Annotated in this window: 15 protein-coding genes; 4 read left to right on the plus strand and 11 right to left on the minus strand. The window is 63.0% G+C overall.

What is annotated here, in order from left to right; translation table 11 throughout:
• The first annotated feature begins 43 nt into the window (after positions 1-43).
• Positions 44-1,012 (plus strand): metal ABC transporter ATPase, encoded by a 969-nt coding sequence (locus tag ACLEJU_RS26600; protein WP_085676736.1) that lies wholly within the window; start codon positions 44-46, stop codon positions 1,010-1,012.
• Between the two features lie 135 nt (positions 1,013-1,147).
• Here the strand turns inward: ACLEJU_RS26600 and hldE are convergent, their stop codons facing one another.
• The 3 genes from hldE to ACLEJU_RS26615 form a co-directional block, all read right to left on the minus strand.
• On the minus strand, positions 1,148-2,569 hold the full coding sequence (hldE, locus tag ACLEJU_RS26605) for a bifunctional D-glycero-beta-D-manno-heptose-7-phosphate kinase/D-glycero-beta-D-manno-heptose 1-phosphate adenylyltransferase HldE (protein WP_103445929.1): 1,422 nt from the start codon (positions 2,567-2,569) through the stop codon (positions 1,148-1,150).
• Between the two features lie 129 nt (positions 2,570-2,698).
• Positions 2,699-4,507, minus strand: coding sequence for a lipid A export permease/ATP-binding protein MsbA (msbA, locus tag ACLEJU_RS26610; protein WP_435425425.1), 1,809 nt, complete (start codon positions 4,505-4,507; stop codon positions 2,699-2,701).
• A 15-nt stretch (positions 4,508-4,522) separates the two neighbouring features.
• The gene (locus ACLEJU_RS26615; protein WP_435425424.1) at positions 4,523-5,698 is read right to left on the minus strand and encodes an O-antigen ligase family protein; all 1,176 of its coding nucleotides are present in this window, start codon (positions 5,696-5,698) and stop codon (positions 4,523-4,525) included.
• A 101-nt stretch (positions 5,699-5,799) separates the two neighbouring features.
• Between ACLEJU_RS26615 and ACLEJU_RS26620 the strand changes: the two genes are divergently transcribed.
• Complete coding sequence (locus tag ACLEJU_RS26620; protein WP_435425423.1) at positions 5,800-6,405, plus strand: toluene tolerance protein; 606 nt, start codon at positions 5,800-5,802, stop codon at positions 6,403-6,405.
• Positions 6,406-6,407: 2 nt separating this feature from the next.
• Here the strand turns inward: ACLEJU_RS26620 and ACLEJU_RS26625 are convergent, their stop codons facing one another.
• From ACLEJU_RS26625 to ACLEJU_RS26655, 7 genes are all read right to left on the minus strand, one after another.
• On the minus strand, positions 6,408-7,499 hold the full coding sequence (locus tag ACLEJU_RS26625; RefSeq protein ID WP_435425422.1) for a glycosyltransferase: 1,092 nt from the start codon (positions 7,497-7,499) through the stop codon (positions 6,408-6,410).
• 168 nt (positions 7,500-7,667) lie between these two features.
• Entirely contained in the window at positions 7,668-8,624 is a 957-nt protein-coding gene (locus tag ACLEJU_RS26630; protein ID WP_435425421.1) for a glycosyltransferase, read from the minus strand.
• 37 nt (positions 8,625-8,661) lie between these two features.
• Positions 8,662-10,065 (minus strand): PIG-L deacetylase family protein, encoded by a 1,404-nt coding sequence (locus ACLEJU_RS26635; protein ID WP_435425426.1) that lies wholly within the window; start codon positions 10,063-10,065, stop codon positions 8,662-8,664.
• On the minus strand, positions 10,062-10,958 hold the full coding sequence (locus tag ACLEJU_RS26640; protein ID WP_435425420.1) for an antimicrobial resistance protein Mig-14: 897 nt from the start codon (positions 10,956-10,958) through the stop codon (positions 10,062-10,064). Before ACLEJU_RS26640 ends, ACLEJU_RS26635 begins: the two co-directional genes overlap by 4 nt.
• Complete coding sequence (locus tag ACLEJU_RS26645) at positions 10,958-12,088, minus strand: glycosyltransferase (RefSeq protein WP_435425419.1); 1,131 nt, start codon at positions 12,086-12,088, stop codon at positions 10,958-10,960. Before ACLEJU_RS26645 ends, ACLEJU_RS26640 begins: the two co-directional genes overlap by 1 nt.
• Complete coding sequence (locus tag ACLEJU_RS26650) at positions 12,072-13,829, minus strand: carbamoyltransferase family protein (protein ID WP_435425418.1); 1,758 nt, start codon at positions 13,827-13,829, stop codon at positions 12,072-12,074. The genes ACLEJU_RS26645 and ACLEJU_RS26650 overlap by 17 nt, the downstream gene beginning before the upstream one ends.
• A 237-nt stretch (positions 13,830-14,066) precedes the next feature.
• On the minus strand, positions 14,067-14,903 hold the full coding sequence (locus ACLEJU_RS26655; protein WP_159412362.1) for a 23S rRNA (adenine(2030)-N(6))-methyltransferase RlmJ: 837 nt from the start codon (positions 14,901-14,903) through the stop codon (positions 14,067-14,069).
• Between the two features lie 149 nt (positions 14,904-15,052).
• Here ACLEJU_RS26655 and ACLEJU_RS26660 point away from each other — a divergent pair, with 149 nt between their 5' ends.
• A complete protein-coding gene (locus tag ACLEJU_RS26660) occupies positions 15,053-15,319 on the plus strand; it encodes a hypothetical protein (protein ID WP_435425591.1) in 267 nt (88 codons plus the stop codon).
• 46 nt (positions 15,320-15,365) lie between these two features.
• On the opposite strand, the gene putP is transcribed toward ACLEJU_RS26660, so the two are convergent.
• Entirely contained in the window at positions 15,366-16,844 is a 1,479-nt protein-coding gene (gene putP / locus ACLEJU_RS26665; RefSeq protein WP_435425592.1) for a sodium/proline symporter PutP, read from the minus strand.
• Positions 16,845-17,202: 358 nt separating this feature from the next.
• Between putP and putA the strand changes: the two genes are divergently transcribed.
• Positions 17,203-21,156: a trifunctional transcriptional regulator/proline dehydrogenase/L-glutamate gamma-semialdehyde dehydrogenase gene (gene putA, locus ACLEJU_RS26670; RefSeq protein ID WP_435425593.1), complete on the plus strand. Its 3,954-nt coding sequence runs from the start codon at positions 17,203-17,205 to the stop codon at positions 21,154-21,156.
• Positions 21,157-21,247 lie beyond the last annotated feature (91 nt).

Below are 21,247 nucleotides of genomic sequence, written 5' to 3' on the forward strand. Positions count from 1 at the left end.
CCAAGATGGGCCTGGAGACTGACCCAACGCAAGGAGGAGCCTCGTGGCGCGTACGCTGATCCGCAAGAACCCGAGCAACTTCAAGACACTGCCGCTGCATGTCGAAGCCACCGCCGAGGGCCTGGTCTACCAGAGCATCGGCATGCCCCTGAACTTCGCCCAGACCCAACAGCGGCGGCGCGCGATCCAGTTGGCCGACAAGCAGCGCTTCGTGGTCGAACTGGCCAACCTGGGGGTTTCCGTACGCCTGACCCTGCACTGGCAGCACCGTGACTACTGGGTGCTGGTGAGGCAACGCCGCCAGGACCGTGGCGACGTGGTCCTGAAATTGATTTCCGGGTATGTCCCCGCCCAGGAACTCAACCTGCCGCTGCACACCGCCGTTCAGGAAGTAGCTGAAGAATGCCTGCTGGAGACCCCGGAAGGCTGGCTAAGCGGGCGTTTCAATGACACCTGGCTGCCAGCCCCCTATGCCGCCGCACTGCATTACCGCGAAGCCTTACCCTTCGTACTGACGCCGGAGTCGGGTGCTGCCCGCCCGGTGCACTGCGGCAACCTGATGCTGCTGGAGCGGCCACGGGCCTATGTGCACTTGCCGACGGCTTCGCTGCAGCTGATCTACGACATGCGCCTGCAGGTGCCTAGAGAAGCCAAGAAGCTCAGCCTGTTTCATGTCGATGAGCGCCTGGAAGGTGACCAACTGGTGGCGAGGCTCAACCGCAAGCGTCCAGATCTGTATCTGATGCCGGTACAGGATGGGCAGCCGTTGGCCGAGCTGTACACGTTGAAGAAGGATGAGCTGGTGCCGGCGAGTACCCGCGGGCTGTACCTGGCCGAAAGCTTTGCCCGGCAAGAAGGCTGGGTGGTGGCCGATGAGCGGATTCGCTGGAAGGACTGGGTGAAGCAGCAAGGGTTGGTGGAGCGCAAGGTGGCGCCGGCTTCTCATTTGCAGCGCTTTGGCGACAAGGCACGGGCGCTGCTGGAACGGGCCCGGACTTCACTTCACAAGTAACAAACTGGGGCCGCTTTGCGGCCCATCGCCGGCAAGCGCGGCTCCCACAGGTACAGCACATGCCTTGAAAACTGCGCAGGCCCTGTGGCAGCCGCGCTTGCCGGCGATGGGCTGCAAAGCAGCCCTAGCAATCGATCAGTTCTTGCGGATCTTCTCGACGATGGCCGTGGTCGAGCTGTTCTCGACCAGCCCCAGCACCTTCACGGTGCCGCCATAGCCCTTGACGATATCGGCACCCACCACCTGATCGATACCGTAGTCCCCGCCCTTGACCAGCACGTCTGGCTTGACCTGGCTCAGCAGGTTTTCCGGGGTGCCTTCGGGGAAGCTGATCACCCAATCGACCGCGCCCAGGCCGGCCAGCACGGCCATGCGCCGGTCAACGCTGTTGATCGGACGGCCCGGCCCCTTGAGGCGGCTGACCGACGCGTCGTCGTTGACCGCGACGATCAGGCGATCGCCCTGTGCCCGCGCCTGCTCCAGGTAGGTGACATGCCCGGCATGCAGGATGTCGAAGCAGCCGTTGGTGAAGACGATCTTCTCTTTGTGTGCCCGCGCATCGTCGATGGCCAGCAGCAATTGCTCCAGGCCCAGCACGCCGCGCTCGGAGCCTTCCTCACGCTGTATCGCCCGGCGCAGCTCCGGGGCACTGATAGCCGCGGTACCCAGCTTGCCGACCACGATGCCCGCGGCCAGGTTGGCCAGGGCCACGGCGTGCGGCAGGTCTTCGCCTGCGGCAATGGCAGCCGCCAGGGTCGAGATCACGGTATCGCCTGCACCGGTCACATCGAACACTTCGCGCGCCCGGGCTGGCAGGTGCAGCGCCGGCTGACCGGTGCGCAGCAGGGTCATGCCGTGCTCGCCACGGGTCACCAGCAGCGCGCCCAGGTCCAGGTCCTGCAGCAATTGCAGCCCCTTGGCGACCAGTTCGGCCTCATCGGCGCAACGGCCGACAATGGTCTCGAACTCGCTGAGGTTCGGGGTGATCAGGCTGGCGCCACGGTAGATGGAAAAATCCTTGCCCTTGGGATCGGCCAGCACTGGAATGCCCTTGGCACGTGCGGCCTGGATCAGGCTCTGGTGGTTCTTCAGCGCGCCCTTGCCGTAGTCGGACAGGACCAGAACCTTGACGCCTTCGAGCAACGTGTCAACTTCCGCCCCCAGCGACAGCGGGTCGGTGGCGAACGGCTCTTCGAAATCGATGCGCAGCAATTGCTGGTGACGGCTCATGACCCGCAGCTTGACGATGGTCGGCTGGTGCGCGATGCGCTGGAACACCGAACGCACACCAGCGGCCTGCAGGCTGTTGGCCAGGCTGTCGGCGGCCTCGTCCTGGCCGGTGACACCGATCAGCGAAGCTGGCGCGCCAAGGGCGGCGATGTTCAAGGCAACGTTGGCCGCGCCGCCGGGGCGATCTTCGATCTGATCGACCTTGACCACCGGCACTGGCGCTTCAGGCGAGATACGCGAAGTACCGCCATGCCAGTAGCGGTCGAGCATGACATCGCCGACCACCAGTACCGGGGCTTGATCGAAACGCGGCATGGACAACTTCATGGGCAACCCATATGGAAATAATGAACAGGGGCAGGATATTAGCACAGGGTAGGCGACGGCTTTACGGCCAGATACACCCTGGTAAATTCCCGTGACAATCGGGGCCGATGCGGCCCCGATCAAGGCGGGTCAGGTGATATCGGCCTTGGCCGGTTCATCCAGGCCCATGGCATGCAAGCGGGCATAATGGCCATTAGCCGCAAGCAGTTCGGCATGCGTACCGCGCTCGACCAGGCGGCCCTGGTCCATCACCAGGATCAGGTCGGCCTTCTCGATGGTCGACAGGCGGTGGGCGATCACCAGCGTGGTGCGACCTTCCATGACGTGATCCAGGGCCGCCTGGATATGCCGCTCGGACTCGGTATCCAGCGCCGAAGTGGCTTCGTCGAGGATCAGCAGCGGCGCATTCTTCAGCAGTGCCCGGGCAATCGCCAGTCGCTGCCGCTGGCCACCGGAGAGCAGCACGCCGTTCTCACCGACTTCGGTATCGAAGCCTTTTGGCAGGCGGTCGACAAATTCCTTGGCATAGGCATCTGCGGCTGCCGCTTCGATATCGGCACGCGGGGCGCCCGCCAGATCGCCATAGGCGATATTGTTGGCCACGGTATCGTTGAACAGAGTGACGTGCTGGGTCACCTGGGAAACATGGCGGCGCAGGTTGCGCAGTCGATAGCTTTCGATCTCCACGCCATCGAGCAGGATCTCTCCCTGGTCGTGGTGGTAGAAGCGTGGGATCAGGGCCGCCAAGGTCGACTTGCCGCTGCCTGAGCGGCCGACCAGTGCAATCATCTGCCCAGGCTCGGCGACGAAGTTGATATCGCTCAGCACTTCGCGCTCGGTACCGGGGTAGGTGAAGCTCAGGTTACGCACTTCGAGGCGGCCTTGAACACGGTCCTTCTCGACGGTGCCGTTATCGATTTCTGGCTCTTCGTCCAGCTGCTCGAAGATGCTCTCGGCACCGGCCAGGCCCTTCTGGATGGTCGAACTGACTTCCGACAGCTGGCGGATCGGCTTGGGCAGCAGACCCGCCGCCGTGATGTAGGCCACCAGGTCACCGGCAGTGGACTCACCACGCAGGAACAGCACCAGGAACATTAACGCCGCCATGGCGGTGTAGATCACCAGCTGCAGCAACGGCGTGTACAGCGAGCCGGTCTTGGTCATGTGCAGCTGCTTGTCGGTGTTGCTCTGGCTGGCGTTGGCGAAGCGCTGCTGCTCGTAGGCTTCACCGCCGAAGCTGCGGACCACCCGGTAACCCTGGATGGTCTCGGACGCGACATGCGTCACATCGCCCATGGCGGACTGGATCTTCTTGCTCTGCTTGCGGAATTTCTTGCTGGCAACGCTGACCATCACCGCGATCACCGGCAGGATGGCGACCATCACCAGGGTCAGGTGCCAGTTCATCCACAGCAGGTAGCCAAACAGGAACACCACTGTCAGGCCTTCACGGATGACGACCTTGATCGCATCGGTGGCAGCGCCGGTGACCATGGTCACGTTGAAGGTGATCCGCGAGATCAGGTGGCCAGAGTTGTGGTTGTCGAAGTAGCGGTTGGGCAGCACCAGCAGTTTGTTGAACAACTCAACGCGCAGGTCATGCACCAGGCAAAGGGAAACCTTGGCCAGGAAATAGTTGCCCAGGAACGAGCCCAGACCTTGCCACGCCGCGATCAAGATGATTAGCAATGGCACCGCCTGCAGCAATTGCAGGTCGCGCAGGTAGGGGACATTGGGGAACAGTACCGCTTCCGGGTTGCTCAACCCGTCGACGAAATACTTGAGAATCCCGGCCAGCATAGGCTGGGTCGAAGCAAAGATCACAAAACCGACAATGCTCAGCAGGAAAATGCCGACATAAGGTTTCACGTAGCCCAGCAGCCGGAAGTAGATCTTCAGGCTGGAGCTGTGTTCCGCCGGTAGCGGTGTTTCGGCCATCATCGAGCTCGCTGTTCAGGTTGAACCGGAAATTTTACCACAGGCGTCATTTTCGGCACGTACCCATGGCAACAACATGACCAGAGCAACCGGCAACCAACTGACGAACCACTCGGCGCGCGGCGTAGCGGTCAGGCTTGCCGCATCGAACTGCATCGCCATTGTCGAAAAGACCCACAGGCCAAACAGGATCTTGCCCATCGGGGTGTGCCGGGCACGTGCGATCTCACCCAGGGCAAACAGCCAGACTGCGGCCCACAGCACCATACCGGGCAAGCCCAATTCCAAGGCAACGTGGGTGAACATATTGTGGGAGTGATCGAACTCAAGGCCTGCAGCGCTTACCGTGTAACCGGAGCCAAGGCCCAGCCCGCCCCACGGATGTACAGTGATCATGTGCAGCACCGTTTCGAAGATTTGTGGCCGATATGACGCACCACGCTCAGCCAGCAGGTCATACATGAAATAGATGGCCAGGCCGAACGTGACCATCGCCATGATCGCGATCACGCTGCTGAGACGGTCACGGCACCAAAGCGGCGCGAGTAACAGGGTAAACAGCAAGGACAGCACTGCACCGCGACTCTGACTGAGCACGACGAAGGCCCCCAGGCAGGCCAGCGCCAGCAACCAGCCAAGTTGGGCAAGCCGTTGCCGAGGCATCTGGTACAACAGCAACAGTGCTCCGGCGGCGACCACATAGGCACCGAGAATCGGGTGCGAAATACCGCCGATACCGGCCAGCCGCCCGGTCAAAGGCATGGCCTGCAGGCCATAGAAATGCACGATCGACAGCAATGCAGCCAATGCCAGTGCGGCAGCCCCTAACTGCAACAAGTGCCGAACACGGGCGCTGCCGGCTTGTGCCAGCACAGGGAACGCGAGCAAGAACACGAGAATGTACAGTAAGCGCTTGGCCTCGCGGCTAGCGTCTTCGGCAGCAGTCCAGGCCAGGCTGATCAGCCCCCACACCATCAGCAGCATAATGCTGCCCCACAGCGCCGGTTGGCGTCGCCAGGCTTCAACCAGCACCCGCCGGGCAGGCCATGCCAGCAGCAGCATGGGTACCCACAGGAACACAACCAGACCTTGCTGATAAACCTTGTTACTAGGCGCCAGGGCGATCGCCCCGAAGAACCACACCAAACCAACACCCAACCAGGCCTGAACCCAGTTTTTCTCGTAGACCATAGGTCCCCTCGGTCAATCAACGACACCATGCATTGGTGCTTCGGCATTATTTTCGGCATTATTGCCGGTCAATTTGCTCGCCAGATGACAAGGCTCAACTCATGCAATGCTCCCGGCTCTCCCAGCTCGACTTCGATCAGCTGATACTTGGTGCCCAGATACTGGAGGCTGACAGTCATGGCGCCAAAGTCTACCTGCTTGGCGATGGTAATTTCCTCAAGGTATTTCGCCGCAAGCGCCTTATTTCATCTGCGCTGCTGCGCCCCTACTCACAACGCTTCGTCGATAACGCAGCACGGCTTGCGCAACTGGGCATCCCTACCCTCGAGGTGATCAGCCAGCACAAGCTCGATGTACCGGGCAGAACAGCAGTGCTCTATCGCCCGTTGCCAGGACGCACCTTGCTGCAAATGTCTCGGGACGCCGGCTTCAGCTGGGATCACTACCTGCCTCGCCTGATCGAGCTCATTCGCCACCTTCACCGCAGTGGCATCTATTTCCGCTCCCTGCATCTGGGCAACGTAGTCGTCACTCCTGACGAGCGCCTCGGCCTGATCGATGTAGCGGACATGCGCTTCCTGCGCCCGCCACTGTCCGCCCGCATGATCCGCCGCAACGTGCAGCACATGGTGCGTTACATCGAGCGGGAGAACCTGGGTGACCGATTCCCCCTCGCCGACTTCGAGGCAGCCTTGCTGGCGCGCTGACCTCAACCGCGCAGCAGGCTGTGCGATCCATCGCAGAACGCCTGCCATGCCGCTTCCGGGGCAAGCGTCTGCCGCTGCCGGGCGGCCATCGCCAGCGCTCGGGGGACATCACAGCGCGCGATCTCCCGAGCCCAGGCTTCCACGTCGCCAACCGGCAGGTAGCAGCCCGATTCCAGCAATTGCTCCCTGAACACCGGCAGGTCGCTGCAGACTACCGGCACATCCGCCATGACAGCTTCTTGCACCACCAGACCCAGACCTTCCGCACGCGAAGGCACCAACAGCCAGTCAAACGCTCGGTACAGTTGCTGCAATTCATCATGATGCCCACACAGATGTACGCTACCGGCCAGGCCCCGCGCATCGATCCGCGCCTGCAGGCTTGCGCGTAGCGGGCCATCACCGACTATTGCCAGCCGTATGCCTGGCTGGTGCTCAACCGCGCTGGCAAATGCCTCGATGAGCATCTCGAAACCTTTGCTTTCGACCAGCCGGCCCACCGCGCCGAGCACGGGGCCACCGGTATCCGGTAGTGCCAGCGCCTCGCGCGCCTGCTCACGACTGAGCAGCGGCCTGGTGAAGGCTTGCGGGTCGAACGCCATGCGCAGTGTCTGCACGGGCCGGCCAATGTCATGCTCCAGGGATTGCGCGAGGGTGCGAGAGACTGCCGCGATGCTCAAACGGTCCGCTGGAAGCTGGTTCAACAGGTTGACATCACTGGCGGTCAGGCGGGTCATGCCATGGAACAGCACCTTGGCCCGCACCTCAGGGATGTGTTGCAGCACTGGCAACACCAGCCGTGCGACACCAACGCCGTCGAGCAGGATCACCTCGGCCCCGGCCGCCTTCAATGCCCTGCGCAGGCGCAGGCGCAGCCATGGACGCAACAGGCGCCACAGGTGCTTGCCCTTCAGCGCTCGCTGCGGCATGTGCCATACACGCGTGGAACCTCGCCCATGGCACAGCTCACCGCCCAGCAGCAGCCAGTTGCTGATGCGGGCGTCGGCTCCCGCTTGCGACAGCACCTGTTGATGAACTTTATGGATGGACATGTACGGAGAACCGCCTGCCCACATCATGTTGACGATATTCATGGGGATAGCGCCGCTCTCCCGTGCAAGCCAAGTGGGACTGCAACGTCATTGACAGAAAAAGATGATTCCATGCCGACAAGGGTGCCCAAGCGCCGCGTCAATGCCCGTCTTGCCCCGGCGTAGCGCCGGGAAAGCACCCTTTTTCCAGCATAGGTTGGAATACTCAGATCAGAAGCCCAGTTTCAGGCGCAGGTGTTGCCACGCGGACAACGGCGGATGGGGCCTCAGCGCCGGGCGCATATGCTCCACGATGCTTTGCCCCACGGCAGCAAAACTGAAACGCGACACGGCAAGCTCGCGCCCGTTCCTGGCGATTTGCTGTGCCAGTGCGGGATCGTCGCGCAAGATTCGCAACTTGGCCTGCAACGTCGGGATGTCGCCGTAGAACACGACGTTGTGCATGTCCTGCAGCCCCAGCGCGCGATTCTCTGCCTCGCCCTGGTCATAGGCGAGCAGCACACAGCCGCAGGCCATAGCTTCGAAGTTCTTGATCATGTACTCGCCCATGCCAACGTCGGCACTGACGAAGTACTGGATACGGTTGAGCGTGTTGCAGTAGTCCTCGCCCGACTTGGTGCGCGTGACCACCAGGTTCTCGACCTGCCCCAGTTCGTCTAGCAGCGCCTTGCGCCCGCTGTAGGCAACACTGTTGGTGCTGCCGACGAATGCCAGTTCGATATCGCGCTCACGGCCCTGGTCGGTCAGCAGTTGCTCATCGTAGCCCTTGGGCACGAACACCGCATCGAAGCCCTCCTGGCGAAGGCGCTCGCTGACCATGTAGCCGGAGCTGATCACCCGTGCCCACGGCAGCTTGCGATAATGCGCGCTGAACTTGCCGGTGTACTTGCAAGGAATGTAGTTCTGGTAGGCGTCGTGCTCGAGAATGACCAGGTTCGGCACCGTGCGGATGAAGGCGGCCTGGCGGATCTCCTGCTTGAAGCGCAGGAAGAAGACGATACGGTCATAGCGCTCGACCTGCACTTCACGCTTGAAGTAGCGTCGCAGGTTGCGCTGGTCTTCGCTGGTCAGCCAGCGCAGGTCGCATTCGCAGTTGGCCGCGACGCCGTCGTACAGGCGATCGAGGATCGCGCGCTGTTCCTTCTGTACCAGAAATAGGACTTTCATTGCTTTCCTTGGGCGCTCTGCGCCATCGCGGTCGGGTTTACAGCTCACGCCGCCAGAACAATTCATGCCGGCGCACGGCCTTGCGGAAGAACTCGTTCTCCCCATAAGGCGACGGCCGGCGACCCGCCAGCCAGCGCTGCAGCAAGCGACGCAGGCGGCGCTTGAACGGTGCGGGGGGCTGCAGGTCGTGCATCATGCCCAAGGCCATGGCCTTGTCACGCTGGGTTGCCACATCCAGCAGCAACGTGCATGGCGCCCAGGGCTGCTCGGCGCTCAGTTGCGGCGGCAAGGCCACACCATCGCCACTGTCGCCCATTGGCCAGCGGTCGTTGTCATGCAAGTGGTTCGCATAGCACAGCAGCGTCTGCGGCTGCCAGGCCAGCCCCTGCAGGGCCTGCATGACAGCCGCCTGGGCACAGATATGGTCGGGGTGCGGGTCAAGTTGCGGATGCGGCATGACCAGCACTTCAGGCGTGGCCATTTCCAGCAGCGCCCGCAGGTCGGCCAGCAGGTTGTGCCAGGTTGGCGCACCATCGCGGTCGGCCGGCAGTGGGAACGGATTGAACTGGCGGAACGGGCGGATATCGGCCATGTCCGCTTCGCGGGACGCAGCAGGCTGATCAGGGGCAGCCTGCATAGCAGGCAGCTGCAGGCAGAAATACCCCAGCTGCACGCAGCGCGACTCGGGCACGCCGGCCCAGCGTGGTACGGCGATACTGTCCCAGGCGCGCAGGCGGCCCTTCAAGCGGGCAGCCTCAGACTTGCCCATGCCCATCTGCTGATAGTGCTCGGCCTCGATCTCACCCGCAGTCAGGGTCACCACCCAAGCCTCGTCGGCCTGACTGTACAAGCCGTAAGCAGCCAGCTCGGCATCATCGGCATGCGGTGCGATGACCATCACGCGGCGGCGCTGGAGCTCGACACTGGGGGTTATCCACAGCCGTGGCTCACCCAGCAAACGGCAATGACGCCCACGCAGACGCAGCGTGCCAGCCTGCAAGGGCACAGCCATACCGGTGAGGTTGAGGAAGCGACGGCCATCGACACCGCGCTCGAATGTTTGCTGATCAGTGCATTCGGTGCCGTGCAACTCGACCCGCGGATCGAGGAAGCGCCCCAGCCAACCACTTTTGAGCCGAACTTCAAGCACCAGGGTTTCATCACCCTGCAACGCCGTGTCCACCTTGAGCTGCCCGTCGCGCAACATGACTGGAGCTTCGTGGCTCAATTCACCGAAGCGGTAGGCGTAATCCTCGCCAGGCGCATAGAACAGGTGATCGGCGAACCAGGCTTCGTGCGCGGCCCAGAGCAGCGGCAGCAACATAAGCGGCAGCCACCACCAGGTAAAGACACCCAGCGCCACCAGCACGACCAGGCTGACCAGCAAGCCCAGGCGCTTGTTGCGCCGATGGCGCTTGAGCAACTGCTGCTTGCGGCTCACGCCTGGAATACCGGCACAGGGTTGCACCAACGGTCCTTGTACTCCCGGTCGGCACGGCCAAAGGAGAAGCGCAGGGGCTTGTTGCGCGCCCGGGCATCTTCCCAGGCCGCCTGGGTATTGAGGAAGCTCAGCACGCTACCTGGGCTGAAAGCCTTGGTTTCCGGGTCGACACCGCCGTTGATGTATTCAACGCTGATCCACTCGGGCGCTTCAACGCGATACACCAGCTGGATGGCGATGGGCTTGTCGTCGAGCATCAGCACCGAGCCAATCAGCAGCTCGCGCAGGCGCTCCAGCACATCGGCCATGCGCTCTGCACCGGTGGCCGGGAAGCCCCAGCGGCGCTGGAACAGGTCGCAATACATGGCGGCAATCTGCTGCGCGCTGAAGTCGCTGATCGGGCGCACCACGCCGCCCGCCTCTTCCAGCAGGCGCAATTCGCGGCGCTGGTTGTAGCGAAACTTCTTCGACAGGTCTTCATGGGCGCGGGCCATGGCCAACTGCTCCTTCTGCACCCTGAGGCCGCTGAAGCGACCCTGGTTCAGCTCGGAAAGATAGCGTGCGGCATGGCGCAACGGCGCGTGGGCATCAGCCGCCGCCGGCAGGATGAGCTCGGCATTGCCAAGGTCGAACAGCGCTTTCTTGCCGGCCCGCTTGAGCACGTCCTTGGACAACGCCAGATGACGCCCCCAGGTCGGAATGGCGGCTTTCAGTTCACCCGCCTGGTACCAGCCCAGATAACGCACCGGAATCTGTGCCAGGTCAGCCAGTTGCTCGACCACCAACGGGTGTGTCGCGACGCTGCCACCGAAACGCGCCCACGCCTCGGCGTAGGCTGGCGCATCGATGGCTTGCCAACCGCGCTCGCGGAAGGCCTGGATATGATTGAGCATCAAGCCTTCCCCACCAGCGCACGGACCTGTGGCAACTGCCAGAACGCCTCGCGCACGGCCTGGTCGGAGAAACGCTCGTGCAGGCGCTGCAGCATGTGTGCGGCGCAGGCTTCACGCTGTTGTTCATCCAGCGTGGCCATGTGCTTGAGGCCCTGAGCCAGCTGCCCGGCATCGGCCAGCGGGAACAGCACGCCAACACCCTCGACCACCTCACGCGCACCACCACAGGCCGTGGCCAGCACGGGCACGCCGGCGACCATGGCTTCGAGCAGGACCATGCCGAACGGCTCATGGTCGGAGCTCAGGGCAAACACATCGAAAGCCTGAAAATAGCGACGGGCATCCGCCACCTGGCCGAGGAAGTCCACCTGCGCGACAATGCCCAACTCGGCAGCCTGCGCCTTGAGCTGCGCTTCCAGGCGGCCCTTGCCAAGGATTGCCAGGCGTGCGCCGGCCGGCAGGCCCGGCAGCGCCTCGGCAAAGCCACGCAGCAAGGTTGCCTGATCCTTGTCAGGGTGCAGGCGACCGACGTTGCCGACCACCCATGCCTGGGCATCCAGGCCCAACGCCGCACGGGCCTCGGCACGGGGCACCAGGGCAGCTTGCAGGGCGTCGATATCGATACGGTTGTACAGCGTCTGGATACGCTCGGCCGGCCACTGCGGCAGGCAACGGCGCATGTCGTCACGCACCGCATCCGACACGCCCAGCAGGCTCAGGCGCTTGCTGAACAGGTTGGCGAACAGGCGCCGGCCCTTGCGCTCATAGTCGCCGAACGCATGGTGCACGCCGATCACCGGCAAGCCGGTGCCCAGCAGCGCGACATAGATCGGCTTGAAACGGTGAGCGATGCAGAAGCTGAAATTGCGCTCGGCGGCGATGCGCCGCAGAGCGCGAATTGCGCCGAGCTTCAGGCCACGCACGGCCTTGGAGCTGAATTCGAGAAACAGCACCTCGTCCGACGCACAACCTGCCGCAACCTGCGGGTCGGCGGCGCCGGTGAGGAACACGGTGGTGACCTTGTAGCCGCTGCCCTGGAACAGGCTGGCGTACTGACGGGCACAATCGAGGAACGGCCCGTCATAGCCATGGCAGAACTGCAGGATCCGCGTTTCAGAGCGGCTGGTCATAGGCGGCGGCGCCGTCCTTCACGACCAGGATGTCTTCCATGATCAGGTACTGCAGGTCCGAACCGAAGAACATATTCAATGCATCGGTCGGCGAGCAGATCATCGGCTCGCCGCGGCGGTTCAGCGAGGTGTTCAGCGACACGCCGTTGCCGGTCAGGTCTTCCAGCGCCTTCATCATGTCGTAGTAGCGCGGGTTGTACTCGCGCTTGAGCACCTGGGCACGCGAGGTACCGTCTTCGTGGACCACTTCTGGCACACGGGTCTTCCACTCTTCAGCCACTTCGAATGTGAAGGTCATGAACGGCGCCGGGTGGTCGACCTTGATCATCTGCGGAGCCACGGTGTCGAGCATCGACGGGCAGAAAGGTCTCCAGCGTTCGCGGAACTTGATCTGGTGGTTGATGCGGTCAGCCACGCCTTCGACGCTAGGGCAACCAATGATCGAACGGCCACCCAGGGCCCGCGGGCCAAATTCCATGCGGCCTTGGAACCAGGCCACCGGATTGCCGTCGACCATGATCTTGGCGATCTGCTCGGGCATGTTGTCGAGCTTGCGCCACTTCGGCGCATTCGGGTGACGGGCGCAGGCGGCGATCACGTCTTCGTTGGAGTACGACGGGCCGAGGTAGACGTGCTCCATCTTCTCGACCGGCACGCCACGGGCGTGAGACACGTAGGCCGCAGCACCGACGGCGGTACCGGCGTCGCCGGAAGCCGGCTGGACGAACAGTTCCTTGACGTCAGGACGGGCGATGATCTTCTGGTTGAGCTTGACGTTCAGCGCGCAGCCGCCGGCGAAGGCCAGCTTGCCGGTTTCACGCAGGGTGTCGCCCAGGTAGTGGTCGATCATCTGCAGGGCGATCTTCTCGAACAACGCCTGCATGCTGGCCGCATAGTGGATGTACGGCTCGTCGGCGATGTCGCCTTCGCGCTTGGGACCCAGCCATTCGATCAGCTTCGGCGAGAAGTAGAAGCCCTTGCCCTTCTCTTTATGACGGCGCAGGCCAATAACGTTGGCGTACTCGGTGTTGATCACCAGTTCGCCGTTCTCGAAGCTGGCCAGGCGGGAGAAGTCGTACTTGCTGGCGTCGCCGTACGGCGCCATGCCCATGACCTTGAACTCGCCGTCGAGCATCTCGAAACCGAGGAATTCGGTGATTGCGCCGTACAGGCCACCCAGCGAGTCCGGATCGAAGAATTCCTTGATCTTGTGGATCTTGCCGTTTTCGCCGTAGCCGAAGAAGGTAGTAGCGTACTCACCCTTGCCGTCGATGCCGAGGATCGCGGTCTTTTCCTTGAAGCCCGAGCAGTGGTAGGCGCTGGAAGCGTGGGCCAGGTGGTGCTCGACCGGTTCGATCTTGATCTTCTTCGGGTCGAAGCCCAGCTGCTCCAGGCACCAGACGATCTTCTTGCGGTAGCGCTTGTAGCGACGGTTGCCCATCAGGATCGCGTCGAGGGCGCGGTCCGGGGCGTACCAGTAGCGCTTGGCGTAGTGCCAGCGGGCCTTGCCGAACAGGCTGATCGGCGCGAACGGAATGGCCACCACATCAACGTCGGACGGCTTGATGCCGGCTTGTTCCAGGCAGAATTTCGCCGACTCGTAGGGCATGCGGTTCTTCGCATGCTTGTCACGCACGAAGCGCTCTTCTTCGGCGGCGGCAATCAGTTTGCCGTCAATGTACAAGGCCGCGGAAGGGTCATGGCTAAGGGCGCCGGACAGGCCAAGAATCGTCAATGCCAAGGGATTAGCCTCTTCATTCGGTAGAGATGCGCCAGCGGCCTCATGGGCGGGTGGCGGCTAAAGGGCGAGATTATAACGCAAACATCAGCGACTGCGCGGCCGTTGTAGGAGCGGCCTCGTGTCGCGAAAGGGCTGCGAAGCGGCCCCGGCAATTTCTGCTGCGAAGCTGAAAACCTGGGGCCGCTTCGCGGCCCTTTCGCGACGCAAGGCCGCTCCTACAAGAGCACGCAATGCAGTTTATTCGGCAATCAGCCAGTCCATGCGGAAGCTGCCAGCAGTCTGCGCCAGCTCCTTGGCCAGCCAAGGCAGCAGCTCGCGCAGCTCCTCCTCCAGGCCCCACGGCGGGTTGGCGATTGCCAGGCCCGAACCATTGAGGCCCTGCGGGCTGTCCTGATGGTGCACATACAGCTCGACCCGCAGCAGCTTCGGCGCACCGGTGCTGGTCAGGTCCTGGTAGAAGCGGGTCAGCGAGCGCTGGTCCTTGATCGGGTACCAGATGGCCGCGACGGTCTGGCGCATGCGGCCGATCGCCTCTTTCATCGAATTGGTGCAGCGCTTGAGCTCGTCAGCCTGCTCGAATGGCGGGTCGATCAGCATGATCGCGCGCTTTTCCTGCACGGGCAGCAGGGCACGCGGCACATGCCAGCCTTCGCCCAGGTGCACGACCACGCGCGGGTCCTTCTTCATGTTCTCTTTGAGCAGCGGCCCGTCTTCCGGGTGCTTCTCGTTGAGCAGTGCACGGTCCTGCTGGCGCATCAGGCGACGCGCCAGCTCGGGCGAACCCGGGTAGTAGCGCAGCTCACCATCGGCATTCAGGCGCTTGATGATACGCAGATAGTCCGCAGCCATGGCTGGCAGGTCATCGCGGTTCCACAGGCGGGCGACGCCTTCCAGGTACTCGCCGGTGCGGGTCGCCTGATCGCCTTGCAGGTCGTACAGACCGAGGCCGGCGTGGGTGTCGATGTAGGCGAACGGCTGCTCCTTGCGCGACATCAGGGCGATGAGGCGGGTCAGCACAATATGTTTGAGGACGTCGGCGTGGTTGCCGGCGTGGAAGGCGTGACGATAGTTCATGGCAACTCCTGCGGGGCTGGCAAGTTTACCTTGTCACGATGACGGCGTCAGGTACGGCGGTCGACAGCATGCCAGAGGGGAATTTCCAAGCGCCCTCATTCACTCGATACGTTGACACTCATGCCTCCATTCAATCAGGAGTACATGAAATGAAAGCTTCCATCCAACTCGATAAAAACGGTACTACAGCCAAGCTTCACGGGACCCTGGGCATCATCAACATCCCTTACACCGCCATGCTGGAGCTCACCATGCCGAATGGCAAGACCGATAACCTGGTAGTCCCCTCCTCGGGCAATGAAACCTGGGCAGTCACCCTGGAAGACTGCGCCCCCGGGAACTACAAGGCCATTATCACCCCAAGGGAAAGCAAGGCATTCGAGAGCACCCTGCTGAACTTCTCGATCACGCTGTAACCCCGACGCGGGTCGGCGGCAGCCCCTGCCGCCGGCCCGCTTGGCATCACTTGTCAGCGTGATACGCCGCGTCAGCGGTTTCGAAGCGCTGCACCATCGCCTGCGACGGACTGCCCAGCTTGCTCACCAGGACGATGGCAATGCTGGCGAACAGGAAGCCTGGGATGATTTCGTACAGGCCGAGCGTGTCGAAGTTCTTCCACAGGATCACGGTCAGCGCACCCACCACGATACCGGCCAGCGCGCCGTTACGAGTCATGCCTTTCCACAGCACCGAAATCAGCACCACCGGACCGAACGCAGCACCGAAACCGGCCCAGGCGTAAGCCACCAGGCCCAGCACGCGGTTTTCCGGGTTGGCCGCCATGGCAATGGCGATCAGGGCCACGGCCAATACCATCAGGCGGCCGACCCACACCAGCTCGCCCTGCGAAGCGCTCTTGCGCAGGAACGACTTATAGAAGTCTTCGGTCAGGGCGCTGGAGCAGACCAGCAGCTGGCAGCTCAGGGTACTCATCACCGCCGCCAAGATGGCCGACAGCAGCACACCAGCGATCCACGGGTTGAACAGGATCTTGGCCAGCTCGATGAACACGCGCTCATGGTTCTCGGTCACCGGGCCGGCCAGGTCAGGGTGCGCCGAGAAGTAGGCGATACCGAAGAAGCCCACAGCGCAGGTACCGGCCAGGCACAGGATCATCCAGGTCATGGAGATGCGACGGGCGTTTGCGATCGACTTCACCGAGTCGGCAGCCATGAAGCGCGCCAGGATGTGCGGCTGGCCGAAGTAGCCCAGACCCCAGCCCATCAGCGAGATGATGCCGATGAAGGTTGCACCCTTGAACATGTCGAAGTTGGCGGGATTCTGCGCTTCGATGGCCAGGAAGGTGGTATCGAAGCCACCGGTAGAGATCAGCACGATCACCGGTGTGAGGATCAGCGCGAAGATCATCAGCGACGCCTGCACGGTATCGGTCCAGCTCACCGCCAGGAAACCACCAACGAAGGTGTAGGCGATGGTCGCTGCGGCGCCAGCCCACAGTGCAGTCTCGTACGGCATGCCGAAGGTACTTTCGAACAGACGGGCACCGGCCACGATGCCTGATGCGCAATAGATGGTGAAGAACACCAGGATGACGATCGCCGAAATGATCCGCAGCAGACCACTCTGGTCTTCGAAACGGCTGGAGAAGTAGTCCGGCAGGGTCAGCGCATCGCCGTTGTGCTCGGTCTGCACGCGCAGACGGCCAGCGACGAACAGCCAGTTCAGGTAAGCGCCTACGGTCAGACCGATGGCGATCCAGGCTTCGGAAAGGCCGGAGAAGTAGATGGCACCCGGCAGGCCCATCAGCAGCCAGCCGCTCATGTCGGAAGCGCCAGCAGAAAGCGCGGTGACCACGCTACCCAGGCTGCGCCCGCCGAGGATGTAGTCGGAAAGATTCTTGGTGGAGCGATAGGCCGCGAAACCGATCAGCACCATTGCCGCGATGTAGATCACGAAGGTGATCGTTAGTGGATTGCCCATGCGTGTGCCCTGGCGTTTGTTTTTATCTCATGTACAACCCTCATCATGACGGTTGCACCCAGGCGGCGAATCCTATGCAACAACGCAAAGTCGGTGCAACCATTTTTCATTTGCAAGTTGCACCCCGCTATGATCTTTCAGAAAAATCCTATTTTTTGCTTCATTTCGGAGCAAAAACCTCATTTTCCATAAGAAAACGCACTGTAAAAGTTCCTTTTCGAACTGTAGGAAATGTCGCCGGACGAGTTGCACCTTTTCTCCACAAAAATAGGGTTGCACCTGGTTGCACCCGAAATCAGCTACAGCTAATCTTGGCGCCAGCTTAAGCCACAACCGTGGCAATAATGAGGATAAGAAATTGGCGACGACCACCCTTGGGGTCAAACTTGACGACCCGACCCGTGAGCGACTCAAGGCAGCTGCGCAGTCCATCGACCGCACACCGCACTGGTTGATCAAGCAAGCGATCTTCAATTATCTGGAGAAGCTCGAGGGTGGCGCTACCCTGACCGAACTCAACGGTCATGCCAACAACTTGGCCGATGACGCTGGCGAAGTGCAGCCAGACCACGCCCACCAGTGCTTCCTCGAATTTGCCGAGAGCATCCTGCCGCAGTCGGTACTGCGCTCGGCGATCACCGCCGCCTACCGCCGCCCCGAGCAGGAAGTCGTGCCGATGCTGCTGGAGCAGGCGCGCCTGAGCGCCCCGCTCGCCGAAGCCACCAACAAGCTGGCTGCCGGCATCGCCGAAAAACTGCGTAACCAGAAGAGTGCTGGCGGCCGTGCCGGCATCGTCCAAGGCTTGCTGCAGGAGTTCTCCCTGTCGTCCCAGGAAGGCGTGGCCCTGATGTGCCTGGCCGAAGCCCTGCTGCGCATCCCCGACAAAGGTACCCGCGACGCCCTGATCCGCGACAAGATCAGCAACGGCAACTGGCAGCCACACCTGGGCAACAGCCCGTCTCTGTTCGTCAACGCCGCTACCTGGGGCCTGCTGCTGACCGGCAAGCTGGTCTCCACCCATAACGAAGCCGGCCTCACCTCCTCGCTCACCCGTATCATCGGCAAAAGTGGCGAGCCGATGATCCGCAAGGGCGTCGACATGGCCATGCGCCTGATGGGCGAACAGTTCGTGACCGGCGAAACCATCGCCGAGGCCCTGGCCAACGCCAGCCGCTTCGAAGCCAAAGGCTTCCGTTATTCCTACGACATGCTCGGCGAAGCCGCACTGACCGAACATGACGCGCAGAAGTACCTGGCCTCCTACGAGCAGGCGATCCACTCGATCGGCAAGGCTTCCCACGGCCGCGGCATCTATGAAGGCCCTGGCATCTCGATCAAGCTGTCGGCACTGCACCCACGCTACAGCCGTGCCCAGTACGAGCGCGTGATGGAAGAGCTGTACCCGCGCCTGTTGTCGCTGACCCTGCTAGCCAAGCAGTATGACATCGGCCTGAACATCGACGCCGAAGAGGCCGACCGCCTGGAGCTGTCCCTCGACCTGCTCGAGCGTCTGTGCTTCGAGCCGGCCCTGGCGGGCTGGAACGGTATCGGCTTCGTCATCCAGGCCTACCAGAAGCGCTGCCCGTACGTGATCGACTACGTCATCGACCTGGCCAAGCGCAGCCGCCACCGCCTGATGATCCGCCTGGTGAAAGGCGCCTATTGGGACAGCGAGATCAAGCGCGCCCAGGTCGAAGGCCTGGAAGGCTACCCGGTGTATACCCGCAAGGTATACACCGACGTGTCCTACGTAGCCTGTGCCCGCAAGCTGCTGGCCGTGCCGGAAGCCATCTACCCGCAGTTCGCTACCCACAACGCCCACACCCTGTCGGCCATCTACCACATCGCCGGCCAGAACTACTACCCGGGCCAGTACGAGTTCCAGTGCCTGCACGGCATGGGCGAGCCGCTGTACGAGCAAGTTGTGGGCAAGGTTTCCGAAGGCAAGCTGAACCGTCCATGCCGCGTGTACGCGCCGGTCGGCACCCACGAAACCCTGCTGGCGTACCTGGTCCGCCGCCTGCTGGAAAACGGCGCCAACACCTCGTTCGTCAACCGCATCGCCGACCACTCGATTTCCATCCAGGAACTGGTCGCCGACCCGGTTTCCAGCATCGAACGCATGGGCACCCAGGAAGGCAGCATCGGCCTGCCGCACCCGCGCATTCCGCTGCCGCGTGACCTGTATGGCCGTGAGCGGGCCAACTCGGCCGGTATCGACATGGCCAACGAACACCGTCTGGCGTCGCTGTCCTGCGCCATGCTGGCCACGGCCAACAATGACTGGAAAGCCACCCCGCTGCTGGCCTGCGCCGCCAGCGAAGCCGCAGCGGTGCCGGTCCTGAACCCGGCGGACCACCGCGACGTGGTCGGCCACGTGCAGGAAGCCACTGTCGCCGACGTCGACAATGCCATCCAGTGCGCGCTGAATGCCGCGCCAATCTGGCAGGCCACCCCGCCAGCCGAGCGTGCCGCGATCCTCGAGCGCACCGCCGACCTGATGGAAGCCGAAATCCAGCCGCTGATGGGCCTGCTCATCCGCGAAGCCGGCAAGACCTTCGCCAACGCCATTGCCGAAGTGCGTGAAGCCGTGGACTTCCTGCGCTACTACGCGGTGCAGGCACGCAACGACTTCAGCAACGACGCCCACCGCCCGCTGGGCCCGGTGGTGTGCATCAGCCCGTGGAACTTCCCGCTGGCGATCTTCACCGGCCAGGTGGCCGCCGCCCTGGCGGCCGGCAACCCGGTGCTGGCCAAGCCAGCCGAGCAGACGCCACTGATCGCAGCTCAGGCCGTACGCCTGCTGCTGGAAGCCGGTATTCCTGAAGGTGTCCTCCAACTGCTGCCGGGTCGCGGCGAAACCGTCGGCGCCGGCCTGGTCGGTGACGAGCGCGTCAAAGGCGTGATGTTCACCGGTTCCACCGAAGTTGCCCGCCTGCTGCAGCGCAATGTCGCCGGCCGCCTGGACAACCAGGGCCGCCCAATCCCGCTGATCGCCGAAACCGGTGGCCAGAACGCCATGATCGTCGACTCCTCGGCACTCACCGAACAGGTGGTGATCGACGTGGTGTCCTCGGCGTTCGACAGCGCCGGCCAGCGTTGCTCGGCCCTGCGTGTGCTGTGCCTGCAGGAAGACTCCGCCGACCGCGTGATCGAAATGCTCAAGGGCGCCATGGCCGAAAGCCGCCTGGGCTGCCCGGACCGCCTGGCCGTGGACATCGGCCCGGTGATCGACGCCGAAGCCAAGGCCGGTATCGAGAAGCACATCCAGGGCATGCGCGAGAAAGGCCGCACGGTCTATCAAGTCGCAATCGCCGACACGGCCGAGATCAAGCGCGGCACCTTCGTGATGCCGACCCTGATCGAGCTGGACAGCTTCGACGAACTGAAGCGTGAAATCTTTGGCCCGGTGCTGCACGTGGTGCGCTACAACCGCCGCAACCTCGACCAGCTGATCGAGCAGATCAACGCCTCCGGCTACGGCCTGACCCTCGGCGTGCACACCCGCATCGACGAGACCATCGCCAAGGTGGTGGAAACCGCCAACGCCGGCAACATGTACGTCAACCGCAACATCGTTGGCGCCGTGGTGGGCGTGCAGCCGTTCGGCGGTGAAGGCCTGTCCGGTACTGGCCCGAAAGCCGGCGGCCCGCTGTACCTGTACCGCCTGCTATCGACCCGCCCGGCCGACGCGATCGGCCGCCACTTCCAGCAGCAGGATGGCGAAGGCCAGCCGGACCGTGCCCTGCACGACCAGCTGATCAAGCCGCTGCACGCCCTCAAGGCCTGGGCCGAAAGCAACCAGCAAGCCGACCTGGCCGCCCTGTGCAGCCAGTTCGCCGGCCAGTCGCAGAGCGGCATCGCCCGCCTGCTGCCCGGCCCGACCGGTGAGCGGAACACCTACACCATCCTGCCGCGCGAACACGTGCTGTGCCTGGCGGACAACGAAGCCGACCTGCTGGCGCAGTTCGCTGCCGTGCTGGCGGTGGGGAGCTCGGCGGTGTGGGCTGACGCAGAACCTGGCAAGGCCCTGCGCGGCCGCCTGCCACGTGAGCTTCAGGCCAAGGTCAAGCTGGTGGCAGACTGGAACAAGGACGAAGTAGCGTTCGACGCCGTGATCCACCATGGCGACTCGGACCAGCTGCGCGGCGTGTGCCAGCAGGTGGCCAAGCGCGCTGGCGCAATCGTCGGTGTGCACGGGCTGTCCAGCGGCGACCATCAGATTGCCCTGGAGCGCCTGGTGATCGAGCGGGCGGTGAGTGTGAACACCGCTGCCGCGGGTGGTAACGCCAGCCTGATGACCATTGGCTGACGCCAAAGGTCGTTGATAAAAAAGGAGAGCTTCGGCTCTCCTTTTTTCATGGGTGCATGTCTTGAGGGAGTATCAAGGCAGGCACCTGTAT

Source organism: Pseudomonas sp. SMN11 (genome assembly GCF_052041945.1).
Lineage (GTDB): Bacteria > Pseudomonadota > Gammaproteobacteria > Pseudomonadales > Pseudomonadaceae > Aquipseudomonas.

Excerpts from the sequence above, each read along its gene's own strand:
- ACLEJU_RS26655 (WP_159412362.1), bottom strand. The coding sequence starts at position 14,903 with ATGAACTATCGTCACGCCTTCCACGCCGGCAACCACGCCGACGTCCTC.
- putP (WP_435425592.1), bottom strand. The coding sequence starts at position 16,844 with ATGGGCAATCCACTAACGATCACCTTCGTGATCTACATCGCGGCAATG.
- msbA (WP_435425425.1), bottom strand. The coding sequence starts at position 4,507 with ATGGCCGAAACACCGCTACCGGCGGAACACAGCTCCAGCCTGAAGATC.
- ACLEJU_RS26640 (WP_435425420.1), bottom strand. The coding sequence starts at position 10,958 with ATGCTCAATCATATCCAGGCCTTCCGCGAGCGCGGTTGGCAAGCCATC.
- ACLEJU_RS26660 (WP_435425591.1), top strand. The coding sequence starts at position 15,053 with ATGAAAGCTTCCATCCAACTCGATAAAAACGGTACTACAGCCAAGCTT.
- ACLEJU_RS26645 (WP_435425419.1), bottom strand. The coding sequence starts at position 12,088 with ATGACCAGCCGCTCTGAAACGCGGATCCTGCAGTTCTGCCATGGCTAT.
- ACLEJU_RS26630 (WP_435425421.1), bottom strand. The coding sequence starts at position 8,624 with ATGAAAGTCCTATTTCTGGTACAGAAGGAACAGCGCGCGATCCTCGAT.
- ACLEJU_RS26615 (WP_435425424.1), bottom strand. The coding sequence starts at position 5,698 with ATGGTCTACGAGAAAAACTGGGTTCAGGCCTGGTTGGGTGTTGGTTTG.
- hldE (WP_103445929.1), bottom strand. The coding sequence starts at position 2,569 with ATGAAGTTGTCCATGCCGCGTTTCGATCAAGCCCCGGTACTGGTGGTC.
- ACLEJU_RS26625 (WP_435425422.1), bottom strand. The coding sequence starts at position 7,499 with ATGAATATCGTCAACATGATGTGGGCAGGCGGTTCTCCGTACATGTCC.
- ACLEJU_RS26620 (WP_435425423.1), top strand. The coding sequence starts at position 5,800 with ATGCAATGCTCCCGGCTCTCCCAGCTCGACTTCGATCAGCTGATACTT.